The sequence below is a fragment of the Undibacterium sp. Ji83W genome (genome assembly GCF_049340385.1).
In the GTDB taxonomy this organism is placed as follows: domain Bacteria; phylum Pseudomonadota; class Gammaproteobacteria; order Burkholderiales; family Burkholderiaceae_D; genus Undibacterium.
In genome coordinates, this window is sequence record NZ_JBMPOZ010000028.1 from 18637 (window position 1) to 31378 (window position 12742).

At 50.8% G+C, this 12742-nt stretch carries 11 protein-coding genes; 6 read left to right on the forward strand and 5 right to left on the reverse strand.

Annotation, left to right across the window (positions count from 1 at the left end; genetic code table 11):
- The first annotated feature begins 34 nt into the window (after positions 1-34).
- The 3 genes from ACO0LD_RS28720 (at position 35) to ACO0LD_RS28730 (ending at position 4194) form a co-directional block, all read left to right on the forward strand.
- A complete protein-coding gene (locus ACO0LD_RS28720; RefSeq protein WP_423012440.1) occupies positions 35-685 on the forward strand; it encodes a DsbA family protein in 651 nt (216 codons plus the stop codon).
- Positions 682-1599 (forward strand): aldo/keto reductase, encoded by a 918-nt coding sequence (locus ACO0LD_RS28725; RefSeq protein WP_423012442.1) that lies wholly within the window; start codon positions 682-684, stop codon positions 1597-1599. Before ACO0LD_RS28720 ends, ACO0LD_RS28725 begins: the two co-directional genes overlap by 4 nt.
- A 261-nt stretch (positions 1600-1860) precedes the next feature.
- A complete protein-coding gene (locus ACO0LD_RS28730; protein ID WP_423012444.1) occupies positions 1861-4194 on the forward strand; it encodes a putative bifunctional diguanylate cyclase/phosphodiesterase in 2334 nt (777 codons plus the stop codon).
- A 415-nt stretch (positions 4195-4609) separates the two neighbouring features.
- Here ACO0LD_RS28730 and ACO0LD_RS28735 read toward each other — a convergent pair whose 3' ends face one another.
- The 3 genes from ACO0LD_RS28735 to ACO0LD_RS28745 form a co-directional block, all read right to left on the reverse strand.
- Positions 4610-5497, reverse strand: coding sequence for a LysR substrate-binding domain-containing protein (locus ACO0LD_RS28735; protein ID WP_423012446.1), 888 nt, complete (start codon positions 5495-5497; stop codon positions 4610-4612).
- Between the two features lie 189 nt (positions 5498-5686).
- On the reverse strand, positions 5687-7111 hold the full coding sequence (locus ACO0LD_RS28740; RefSeq protein ID WP_423012448.1) for an FAD-binding oxidoreductase: 1425 nt from the start codon (positions 7109-7111) through the stop codon (positions 5687-5689).
- Between the two features lie 184 nt (positions 7112-7295).
- The gene (locus ACO0LD_RS28745; protein WP_423012450.1) at positions 7296-7850 is read right to left on the reverse strand and encodes a hypothetical protein; all 555 of its coding nucleotides are present in this window, start codon (positions 7848-7850) and stop codon (positions 7296-7298) included.
- Positions 7851-7998: 148 nt separating this feature from the next.
- Between ACO0LD_RS28745 and ACO0LD_RS28750 the strand changes: the two genes are divergently transcribed.
- Both ACO0LD_RS28750 and ACO0LD_RS28755 read left to right on the forward strand, forming a co-directional pair.
- Positions 7999-8550: a cob(I)yrinic acid a,c-diamide adenosyltransferase gene (locus ACO0LD_RS28750; protein WP_423012452.1), complete on the forward strand. Its 552-nt coding sequence runs from the start codon at positions 7999-8001 to the stop codon at positions 8548-8550.
- Positions 8551-8604: 54 nt separating this feature from the next.
- Positions 8605-9888: a hypothetical protein gene (locus ACO0LD_RS28755; RefSeq protein ID WP_423012454.1), complete on the forward strand. Its 1284-nt coding sequence runs from the start codon at positions 8605-8607 to the stop codon at positions 9886-9888.
- A gap of 241 nt (positions 9889-10129) precedes the next feature.
- Here ACO0LD_RS28755 and ACO0LD_RS28760 read toward each other — a convergent pair whose 3' ends face one another.
- A complete protein-coding gene (locus ACO0LD_RS28760; protein WP_162060769.1) occupies positions 10130-10912 on the reverse strand; it encodes a 3-hydroxybutyrate dehydrogenase in 783 nt (260 codons plus the stop codon).
- An 18-nt stretch (positions 10913-10930) separates the two neighbouring features.
- Positions 10931-11680 (reverse strand): acetoacetate decarboxylase, encoded by a 750-nt coding sequence (locus ACO0LD_RS28765; RefSeq protein ID WP_423012456.1) that lies wholly within the window; start codon positions 11678-11680, stop codon positions 10931-10933.
- 396 nt (positions 11681-12076) lie between these two features.
- On the opposite strand from ACO0LD_RS28765, the gene ACO0LD_RS28770 reads away from it, so the two are divergent.
- Complete coding sequence (locus tag ACO0LD_RS28770) at positions 12077-12724, forward strand: DsbA family oxidoreductase (protein WP_423012458.1); 648 nt, start codon at positions 12077-12079, stop codon at positions 12722-12724.
- Positions 12725-12742: the final 18 nt, after the last annotated feature.

The following is a 12742-nucleotide window of genomic DNA, read 5'->3' on the forward strand; positions in this document are numbered from 1 at the left end:
AATAAGCGATCAATATTTATGCTTTGAGACTCTTATGACGCAACTGATATATGTCGCCGACCCCATGTGTTCCTGGTGTTATGGCTTTGGGCCAGAATTACTGGCTTTTCTTGATACTGTGCCTGACGCAAAAATTGATTTGATCATGGGTGGTTTGCGCGCCTATAACAAGCAAGTGTTGGATGACGCAACTCGTACCACCATCGTGGGGCACTGGCAGCAAGTGGCTGAGCGTAGTAGCCTGCCTTTCAGCGACACCGCCATGTCGCAGTCCGGCTTTATTTATGACACTGAGCCCGCCTGCCGTGCTGTGGTAACAGCGCGCACCCTGACTGACGATGATACCGGGAAGTCTGCATTGGCAGTCTTCCATGCGGTACAGCATGGTTTCTATGCAGAGGGGCGTGACGTGCGTGATCCAGCGGTCCTGGCTGAACTGGCAGTCACCGCCATGAACCGGGTTGAAGGCGAGGGCAGTTTTGATGTTGCCAGCTTTACCGAGACGCTGGTTTCACCCATGGCGCTGTCAGATACGCGGGAACATTTTGAACAGGCAAAAAACTGGGGCATACGCGGCTTCCCTGCGCTGTTGCTGGTGCATAATGAAGCACTGCACATGATCGCTTCTGGCTACACCACACGCGATGATTTGATCTCCACATTTCAGCAACTAAAACAACAATGACGACTAATTTACAGACTTCCGCCATAGCGCCAAACGGGCCTGAATTTTCCCGCATCGTACTCGGCCTGTGGCGGCTCGCGAATTGGCAAATGACGCCACAGCAAAGAGTGACATTTCTGGAGCAGGCTTTGGCGCTCGGCATCAACACCATAGACCAGGCAGACATCTATGGCAATTATGAAAGCGAACAACTGCTGGGCGAAGCCATCGCTTTGGCACCGCATCTGCGCGATAAATTTCAGTTCGTCAGCAAATGCGGCATCAAACTGGTGTCTGACAATCGTCCTGCCCATGGCATGCAGCATTACGATACCAGTGCCGCACATATCATTGCTTCTGCCGAACAATCCTTGCACGCCATGCAAATAGAACAGCTGGATTTGTTGCTGATACACAGGCCAGATCCCCTGATGGATGCTGATGAAATGGCGGGCGCATTCAGGCAATTGCAAGACAGTGGCAAGGTCAGGCATTTTGGTGTCTCCAATTTCACCAACAGCCAGTTTGAATTGCTGGCATCACGTTTCCCGCTGGTGACCAATCAGGTGGAGTTGTCCTTGTTGCATATGCAGCCCCTGCATGATGGCACGCTGGATTTATGCCAGCGCCTGCGTATCGCACCGATGATCTGGTCCGCCCTTGGTGGCGGCAGCCTGTTCCGTCCTTTGCATGAGCAGGATGAACGCGGCCAGCGCATCAGCACGGTGTTGGCCCGTATTGCGGCAGAACTTGATACCAGCCCCAGCACTATCGCCCTTGCCTGGATTTTGCAACACCCATCCAGGCCGCTGGTGTTAAGCGGTTCAGGCCGTATTGCTGCCATTGAAGAGGCCGTCAGTGCCACTGCCATCACCCTCAGCCGTGAGCAATGGTTTGCTTTGTGGTGTGCCTCAGCGGGTAAAAACGTCGATTAAGTGAGTTTCTGTGCTTGCTGCTTGGTGCAAAGGCATGTCAAGACACTCTGCCTTTGCATCAAGACTGTACAACTACAATATTGCCCAGTGTAAATGTCAATTTGTCGCTTTTTGCCAGCATGGCCGTATTTTCTGTCTGAATAGACAAATGTTGGTATAGTATTACTGTTCCGGCCGCTAAACCAAGTTTGGCCCGTTTCGTGATGTGATTGCAGAAGGACAGGATTTGTGACTGTTTTTCAATTCATCCGCAGTAATTTTATGGCGAACTCTTCGGCACTGGGGGAAACTCATCAGTGGCGCGAGCAGGTGTTGTCGGCTATCCTGTTTTTTGTACTTGCGCTGGGTGGTGCAACGGCCATACCCAGCATTGTGCTGGCTATCAGTGAAAACCTCTGGTCGGTCGTGGTGGTGGATATCTTCGCCCTGGCCTGGGTCGCCACTGTCTGGCGTCTACCATTTTTGACTTATCAGCAGCGCGCCTGGAATTTTTTACTCTTCCTGTATTTGCTTGGTGTCTGGTTCCTGATCAAGGTGGGTCTGACGGGCCTGATTTATTTGCTGGCCTTTCCGGTACTGACTTCTTTGCTGCTCAATATGCGGCTATCCATGCTGGCTTTGATATTGTCTTCTGTCAGCTTGCTGGTGGTGGGCTATATATCTGATTCCAATTTGCATGTCTATGGTTTTGATTCCCACCCCTTCATGCAACTGGTGGTGGTGACCATCAACTTCAGCTTCATTGCTGCCGTCATGTCCATCTCTTGCGGTGTGTTGTTGCAAAGGCTGGATAGTTCACTAGAACATCAGCGCGTCATCACTGCCTCACTACAGCATGGTCAAACTTCATTGAAGGCTGCGAATGAAGAATTGCGCCTGATTGTTGCCGCCGTGGCGCGCCTGAATGACATTGTCATGATCATCAAGGTGGATATTGATGCAATAGGAAAACGCCGCCTGAAAATCGTCTTTGTGAATGACGCCTTCGTGCGCCAGACTGGTTTCAAAAGTGAGGACGTGATAGACAGGTCGCCCGTATTCTTGCAAGGCCCGCGTACCCAGGCAGATGAACTCGATAAACTCAATCAGGCGTTGCTGTCTTACGAATCAGTACACATAGAATTGATTTGCTATACCCATGACGGCAGTGAATTCTGGATGGAAGCCGACGTTGTGCCACTGGCCGATGATCAAGGCTTGTTCAGCCATTGGGTCGCCACTGGGCGCGATATCAGTGACCGTAAAAAAGCCCAGGAACATATCCACAGGCTCGCTTATTTTGATGTACTGACAGGCTTGCCTAACCGCCGCCTGCTGCTTGACCGCATGAGCATTTTGCTGGCGACAGCCAGGCGCAGCAATATGGTCAGCGCCATCCTCTTCATAGACCTTGACCACTTCAAATACATCAATGATGCACGCGGTCATGCAGTGGGTGATGCCCTGCTGAACCTGGTGGCACAAAGACTGAGCAGCAGCCTGCGTGAGGTTGACACGGTTGCCCATATTGGTGGCGATGAGTTCGTGGTCATGCTCTGTCATATATCCAATAATGTAGCGGCGGGTGCCCATGCAGCACAAGCCGTGGCAGAAAAGATACGCCATTCGATATCGCAATTTTTTGATATCAATGGCCTGCAATACAGCACCACCTGCAGCATAGGTGTGACCCTGTTGCCGCGTGAAAATCAAAATTCACACGACTTGCTGCGTGAAGCTGACACAGCCATGTACCGTGCCAAGAGCAGCGGTCGCAATCAAATCGCCTTTTACGAAACCGGCATGCAAACCGAGGTCGAGCAAAGACTGACCATGGAAAGGGAACTGGGTGAAGCGATCTCTGGCGGGCATCTGCACATGTACATACAGGCCCAGGTAGACCGCCTGGGCAGGCCAGTTGGCGGTGAAATGCTGATGCGCTGGATACATCCTGAGCGCGGCTTTATCTCGCCCGCCTTATTCATCCCGGTGGCAGAAGAATCAGGCATGATCTTGCGCCTGGGTGACTGGGTCATGGAACAGGGCTGCCTGGCCTTGCTGCAATTGCATGAGGCTGGTTGGGACATCCCCTTGTCAGTCAATGTCAGCCCCAAGCAATTCCGCCAGCCCGATTTTGTTGAAAAAGTCAGGCGCGTATTGCGCTATACAGGTGCACCTCCAACACGCCTGATACTGGAAGTGACAGAAGGCCTGCTCATCGACAACCTGCAAGATACCATCGCCCGCATGCTGGAATTGACGACCCTGGGCATACGCTTTTCCATTGACGATTTTGGTACCGGCTATTCCAGCCTTGCTTACCTCAAGCGCCTGCCTTTGTACGAGCTCAAGATAGACAAGAGCTTTGTGCAAGATACGCCGGGTGACGCGAATGGCACGGCCATCGTGCAATCCATTTTATCCATGGCTTCGCACCTGGGTTTGCGCGTCGTGGCAGAAGGGGTGGAAACCAAAGAGCAGGCAGAATTTTTGATCGCCAATGGCTGCGCATCCATGCAAGGCTTCCTGTTCGCCCGTCCTATGCCACTGGATAAATGGCTGGTTTTGCAGCAGCAGATAGAGCAGCCAGGGAAGGAGAGTACCAGGGTGGTTTAGTGTGAAAAACTTGCAGGGTGCGCCATGCGCACCATTCGTTTGCATCAAACTTTAAAGATGTGGAAGGCAGGTCCATGTCTAAAAAACGGTGCGCACGGCGCACCCTACAAAACGTGATGCCCTTATATTTTCAAGCATCGCCGTAACGTAGGGCGCATTGCAATGCGCCGCATGGTGTTCCAAGTCTCCGGATAAATATTTATGCCGTGCGTGAGGCACACATGCGGCGCAATATATTGCGCCCTACGATTATCCCTTTGCCAGCGTCACCGTAATTTATTAATCTGAGCAAGTTTGTAGGGTGCGCCGTGCGCACCATTGTTTGCATCAATCCATAGCTCCCAAGAGCATGCAAATATTTCAAAAACGGTGCGCATGGCGCACCCTACAAAACGTGCCGAGCGCATCCCTACCACTACGCCTGCTGATAAGTCGTCTTCATCCAGTCAATAAACAATTGCACCTCAGGCCGTATATTTGCCTGCGCCTCATGCACCAGATAATAGGCATGTGGTGGCGTTGCAAGTTGCGTATCAAACACGCGCACGACTTCACCCTTGCTGATCATATCCTGGGCAAATTGCTGGCGGGTCAGGCCCACGCCATGACCATGCTTGACAGCTTCCAGCAACAAGCCCAGATCGTCAACACGCAAACCAGTAGTCGGCTCAGGCCAGTCCAGGCCCGCGACTTCAAACCATGGTTGCCATGGTTCCAGTGCTGACCGCAAGAGTTTGGCATGACGCAAATCTGCAGGTGTTTGTATGGATGGCAAGGTTTTTAAATATGCCGGGCTGGCGACGACAAAGCTGGGTTCGACGAATAATTTCTTGGTCACCAGGTTAGGATATTCACCCGCACCAAAACGTATCTCGACATCGCTTTCTGACAGGCTCAAGTCGTACAGCGGCACAAACAGATAGACTTCAATCTCTATCTCCGGATGTGCCTCAGTAAAACTGGCCAGGTGTGGCATGAACATATAGCGTGCAAACGTCGGCGGCACCGTTACCTTGACACGTAACTGGCTTTGCGTAACCTTGTTCGGTAGCGGGAAATCAGACAAGGTGCGCAAGGCCACCCGCACAACATCCAGATAACGCCTGCCAAATTCAGTCAGCGTGACACTGCGCCCTTCACGTACAAAGACACGTTCACACAAATGCTCTTCCAATAAACGTATGCGGTGCGACAGCGCAGAAGGCGTGATGCACAGCTCTTCAGCCGCCACCGCAAAAGAACTATGCCGCGCCGCAGCCTCAAAAGCAGATAATGCATGTACCGGTGGTAATCGTGTTGCCATACTCTTTCCTGATTTGTTTTATGTAGCGCATTCAAACACATTTCAAAAAGTCACCAGTAAATCAGATCATCGCAATAAAGACACAGAGGAATTCTGCATATTCTTCATTTGCTTTTCTCTGTGCTTACTCTGTGTCTCCGTGTCTCTGTGGTGAATGGTTTTCGTCGATAAGCCGACAAGAATCTTTGTTTACTCTTTTGCTTCATCCCACGCAATAATCTTGCCGGGATTTAAAATATTCTTTGGATCAAACGCATGCTTGAGCATACGCATCATGTGTATTGCATCTACCCCATGTTCTTCAATCAAAAATCCCATCTTGTGTATACCCACGCCATGCTCGCCCGTGCAGGTACCATCCATGGCAATTGCACGCGTCACCATGCGCTGGTTGATGGATTCTGCCACTGCAATTTCATCCTGGCTGTCCGGGTCTACCAGCATCAGCACATGGAAGTTGCCATCACCGACGTGGCCGATGATGGAATAGGTAATGCCGTGATTTTCACAATCAATCTGGGTTTCGCTGATACACTCAGCCAGGCGTGAAATCGGTACGCAGCAATCGGTAGAAATCGAACGCGAACCGGGCCGTAATTGCAACAAGGCAAAATAAGCATTATGTCGCGCAGCCCAAAGGCGGCTGCGGTCTTCTGGCCGGGTCGCCCATTCAAAATCACCCGCACCGTTGGCGGCGGCAATCTCCTGTACCAGTTCTGCCTGTTCCTTGACACCATGTTCTGTTCCATGAAATTCAAACAGCAGCAAAGGCTTGACAGGCAAGTTGAGCTTGTCATGCGCGTTGATGGCGCGCACGCCATTCGCATCTAGGAATTCTACCCGCGCAATTGGCACACCCATCTGTATGGTCTGGATAACGGTATTCACCGCATCTGTATTATCAGGAAAGCTGCACACTGCAGCCGAGATTGCTTCTGGCAAAGGATAAAGCTTGACCGTCACCTCGGTGATAATGCCCAGCGTGCCCTCGCTGCCAACAAACACCCGCGTCAAATCGTACCCTGCAGATGACTTCTTGGCACGCGAACCCGTGCGTATGATGCGGCCATCTGCCGTCACCACCGTCAACGCCATGACGTTTTCACGCATGGTGCCATAGCGCACCGCATTTGTGCCCGACGCCCGCGTGGCTGCCATGCCACCCAGGCTGGCATCTGCACCAGGGTCGATGGGGAAGAACAGGCCAGTATCACGGATCTCGGTATTCAACTGCTTGCGCGTCACGCCAGCCTGCACGGTAGCCGTCAAATCCTCGGCATGTATCGCAATCATCTTGTTCATCTGCGACAAATCTATCGTCACACCGCCATGCAGGGCCAGGATATGTCCTTCCAGCGACGAACCGGCACCATAGGGTATGACAGGCACATCATGCGCATGACACAGCTTGACAACCTCGGCGACCTCTTGCGTGCTCTGGGCAAATACCACGGCTTCTGGTGGCATGGGGTCATAGGAGGATTCATCGCGACCATGATGCTCACGCACCGCCAGGGCGATGCTGCAACGGTCTTCCAGCAGGGCTTGCAAGGCATGCAGCAAACCGGCGGGCAGGGGCTTTCTGACACTCGCCAAAATGGCAGGATGGTTCATAATGCGGTCCGTACTGGTGATGGTGGCCTCTATTATGCTGTGTCCTGCCAAATTTTGCCGTATCCTTTCAAAGTTCCTGGCTTATTTTATTTGCCGGTGGCAATTCACACTCAAGCCCAGGTTGCTCGGGCTGAGTTACTAAGCGGTACCAGACGGTACCAAGGGGCATTCTGCAGCCGGGCACTTATCCCAATTGCACGGCTTGCGCGTTGGCGTCCGACAATTTGAATAGCAAATCTTCAACAGCGGCTTCTGACACCGAGCCAAGATCAATGCTGACTTGCAGCCCATCGCCTTCTGGCACGATGGCAGACATGAAATGCACTACACCATACAGGCCTTCAGCATTCTTGGGATTTTTATCCTCACCATCAAACCACGTCGTGAACCATTGCACCAGTGTGGCCTCGGCAAGCTCAGGCGTCAGCCCGCTGATCTGCAAGGGCAGCCAGTCCCAGGTGAAGGGAACAATACTCACTTCAGTAGCCGACAGTTGAAAACTCAGGGGTTCAAATTCCAGCTGGGTCTTGGCATCCACCGTGTGTGACTGCCCAGCAAATTCACCCTCTGCAGGTATCCAGTCTGCCCGGCAGGGTAAGACGGGGTTGCCTTCCACGGTGAGCGTGCCATCAGCATTACGGTAGGCTGGTTCAGCATGGACATTGTCTTTATTAACAGCAGCCGCAAGCACGGCAATATAAGAAGCGCGAATCGCGGCGAATAATTGTGTAAGTGTCATGGCGCGATTATATTGATAAGACGCAAGCAGGGCAATGATGCCGGGCAATCACGCGGTAATACCAGATATGCTGTATATGCTGTGCTGAGGCAAATTTTGCCGTATCCTTTCACACTTCCTTATTTATTTTTTACTTATTTTATTTGCCATGGGTAATCGACTCTCAAAAATCGCAACGCGTACCGGCGACAAAGGCACCACTGGCCTGGGTGACGGCAGCCGCATCGCCAAAGACGCCCTGCGCGTGCACGCCATGGGTGACGTGGACGAACTCAATTCACAGATTGGCGTCCTGCTGTGCGAAGACATGCCAGAGCAGATGAAGCAGGAATTGTTTTCCATCCAGCACGACCTGTTCGACATGGGCGGCGAACTCTGCATCCCCGGCTACACCATGATCACTGACGCACAGGTCGAAAGACTTGATGCGCTGCTGGAAAAATACAATGCCGACCTGCCACCACTAAAAGACTTCATCCTGCCCGGAGGCTCCCGCGCCGCCGCCATCGCCAACGTCTGCCGCACCGTCTGCCGCCGCGCAGAACGCGCCATCGTTAGCGTCGGCAACGCCGAGACCATTAACGATGCTCCGAGGCAGTATATGAACCGCTTGTCTGATTTGCTGTTTGTGTTGTCGCGGGTGTTGAATAGATTTGCGGGGGGGAGTGATGTTTTGTGGGAGAAAGAGCGTCAGCGCTAGTCGAAACCTTATATAGAACGGAATACTAACTGTGAATTAACGAAGGGTGGATATATGCTCGAAGATTTACCTGATGTTCCTCCAGCGGTTTGTCTATTAGTTACTGCATACACAGAATCTAGCAATTGGATGCATTTGCGTAAAATCATAAAATCTATGATGAAGGATCTTCGAGATCAGTCAATCGCGTACGAGATTAATAGTTTTAGCAAAATACCCATTAAAGCCAGCTCATTGCAATTTGACGTCCATCTTCATGGAGGGCTTGATCTTTTTGATGGGAGTGGAGCATGCGCAGACTTGGCCTGCCGCCTTCAGGCGGCAGATCGATTGATTCGGAGTATGGGATTAATTTCAGATCGTATTTGGCTAACGGATACTATTTCAGAAAAATTCGTTGATTTCGGGCGTGTTACCAACGAAAAACTAAACGAAATTGTTGCTGACACGCTGGTGCTCGCAAGGCTTGCACCGTTAATTTTTGCTGGTATTGTACGTTTTCGATCTCCATGGCGATCGACATGCGAGGGCTGCACATCAAGTTTTGACAATAATGTAGCTTTGATTGCCAAAGAATTAGCCAAAAAATTCCCTCGCGAAGTTAAATTTTCTGACAAAAAAAACGGAAATTACACCATAGATACGGGGAATTTCTTTGAGCCATCATTGATGATGCACAATATTTTTCCTGAAGAGAGAATTCCAAATTTAAGAGATTCGAGAGAGGCAATTATTTATAGCCAAGTGCGATCCGCAATGTGGGTTAGCCGAGATGCGTCGTTGTTTGGTGGCTCTATGTTTTCCAACTCTAGAATTGGAATGGCTGGAATTCTTCACCAAGAGGGAAGATTTTCAGATCGTCGGCAACTCATGATGCTGGATCGTGATAGATCAATTCAGGTACCTTGGGTCAGTGAGCTAGATGCTATGCAAATACTAGAATTGCGGCAAGAAGCGGCTGATGCATTGCCAATGTTTCGAGAAAAAATGGCAAAGGTACTCGCGATTGGATCAGGGCAAGAAGATGATGATTTGGGTGCTTCTAATGAATTTGTTCAAGAATTGCGTGAACAAGTTGAAGAGGTGAAATCCGAGTTAAGTATAACGCAAAAAAGTTCTGCTCGTTTTTGGAAATCAACTTATGGACTATTAGGTTTCGGTATATCTGCATATGGAGTTTCAACTGACCAGTTAATTCCGGGTGTGGGAGGATTGCTGCCACTAATCAATCTGCTGATTGGTCATGTATCCGGTCATGAAAAGGATGTACTTAAATTGACTCATAAACCGGGTTATGTGCTGGTAAAGGCACAAGACATCCTTTCGCATGCAAATTAGGCAGAATAATGCTCAACCTGCACTTGCCTCTCAAAGCTACAATTTTTACTTTCACCATTTTCAAGAGCATTTAGCAATGCTCTTACATTAAACAGAATGCTCTATAGAGTCTTTGGGATTTAAGTGTCTTTGATTTTTAGTGTGGAAACGCATCAGCACCGCCTGATTTTAATTCCGCCCGAAGGTTGATAGTTGTGTACAAATCTGAACGACGGACTGATGCATTTCACAGAAAACCAACTTACTGCATATGCCACCCATGACTAACCGTGATGGATTGACCCGTCAATGCATTGGTGCCAAAGGCTGCCAGGAATAGCGCCGTTTGGGCGACGTCTTGCACGGTCGTGAATTCGCCATCGACAGTTTCCTTGAGCATGACGTTCTTGATGACTTCTTCTTCTGTGATGCCGAGTTCTTTTGCCTGTTCCGGGATTTGTTTATCGACCAGTGGGGTGCGGACAAAGCCTGGGCAGATGACGTTGGCGCGGATATTGTTTTTGGCACCTTCCTTGGCAACGGTTTTTGCCAGACCGATCAGGCCGTGCTTGGCGGTGACGTAAGGGGCTTTCAGTGGGGAGGCTTCATGGGAATGGACTGAGCCCATGTAGATCACGCTGCCGCCTTTGCCGCCAGCGATCATCGAACGCATGCAGGCGCGGGTGGTCAGGAATGCGCCGTCCAGATGGATAGCGAGCATTTTTTTCCAGTTATCCAGACTCAGATCGACCAGGGGGCTGATGATCTGTATGCCTGCATTGCTGATCAGGATGTCGATGTTGCCGTAGGCAGCGACTGCGTCAGCCACGCCTTTATCGACCTGTGTTTCGTCAGTCACATTCATGGCGACTGCCATGGCGGTGCCGCCAGATGCTTCGATTTCTTTGGCGGTGGCTTGTGCTGCTTCCAGGGCCATGTCGGCGATAACAATTTTTGCGCCTTGCTTGGCGTATTCTATGGCGATTTCTTTGCCTATGCCGCTGGCAGCACCGGTGATGAGGGCGACTTTATTATTGAGTAGCATGTGAATTCCTTTATTTGCTTATTTCTTGGTGGTGGCGAGGTAATCGTACGCAACTGTGCCGTAGGGCAGAGTCAGGTCAGAAAGGATATGAACTGCAGATAATACTTCGAGCACTGGCAAGCCAGCGATGGGGGCAAGGGCGTGCGGGTGCAAATCAAGTGCACCTGGCCCACCCCATGCACCTTTGACAGTGACATCGGTGAGCTGGTACTGCACCAGTTCGCAAATGCGGGGTGTGCCATCGACATGGGGGATGATTTTTAATAAAAAATTCGGAATTTCCATGCCTGCCTTGACGGCAGCGTGATCAAGCTTGGTATGCTTGAAACCCATGGTTCCTGTGGCGATGCGGAAATCGCTGTAATCCAGCGTACCAACCAGCGTGTCTTTATGGACCCTGAGTTCGGGGTCACCCAGTTTTTTAGGAAAGCCCCACAACTCACGCCCTGCCGCAATCGGTGGGTGGTCGTTCAGATACATGCTGTGAACGTAAGCTCCATGCACGCCATCCAGCGTCACAGGGATGACCTGGCCGGACTCGCAATAATGCCCGAACCCTGTTGAGTCTGGCATGTTGATGAACTCAAACTTGACGACAGGCTCTGCCAACTTTAATGGTGCTGGAATGATTTTTTCCAGCAACTCAGGATCAGTACGGTAGGTAATGATCAGGTATTCCCTGTCCGTAAAGCGATAAGGCCCGGGCGGGAAAGCAGTATTGGAATAGGGCATTGCAAAGGCGTTACGGCGGATTTCATCTTCTGTCATTTGTCTTTTCCTTCGCTAATGCGTGGGTGAGTGTGGCAAGTGAGTACTAGGGATGATTCTGTGCTGCGCTTATGGTTCAGTAAAGCTTGGGCAAAATTTTTTGCTTCAAAGTAAGCAATGATCAGGCCTGTAGGCTGGTAGATATAGCCATATATGCATAAAAAAAGTGGGCTTATCTGTTTTTTAATGCATATATATTAATTTGCAAAGAAAACTCATGTGTATCAATTTGTAGGTGGCTGGCGTAGCAGCGTCCGGCAGCAGACACTTGAATTGACTGATAAAGTGCGCATATAGCTTGGCATATCGGTACCTGAGATCTTATCTGAGGCACTATGAATTTAAAACTGCGTTGATAGCTGCGGCATATGGCCTGGCAGCAGAAAGTCAAATAACATGAGTAAAGAAATCAGAATCGACTTCGTCTCAGACGTGTCATGCCCTTGGTGCATCATAGGGCTCAAGTCGCTAGAGCAAGCCATAGATCGAGTGGGTGATAATGCCACTGTGCAATTGCATTTCCAGCCTTTTGAGCTTAATCCGGCCATGGTGCCGGAAGGGCAGGACATTGCTGAGCATCTGGCTGAAAAATATGGTGCAACACAGGAGCAGACCGCCAAGACCCGCGAAATGATACGGGCGCGTGGCGCAGAGCTGGGCTTTGAATTCAACATGGCAACACGCAGCCGCATCTACAATACCTTCGATGCACATCGCCTGCTGCATTGGGCTGAACTGCAAGGGCACCAGCATGCGCTGAAAGTGGCGCTGTTTGAGCTGTATTTCAGCAAGGGTGAAAGCCCGGCTTCGCACGAAGCGCTGGTGCGTGTGGCGGGTGAAGTGGGGCTGGATACGGTCGAGGCCGCACGGATTCTGGCGTCTGACGATTATGCTGAAGAAGTGCGTGAAACCGAGCGCTATTATCACCAGCAAGGCATCAGTTCAGTGCCGGCGATCATCATCAATGAACGCCATCTGATCTCAGGTGGGCAGCCGCCCGAGGTATTTGAGCAGGCCTTGCGCCAGATTGCTGCGCAGGACTAAGACTTCAAGCCTTAATGC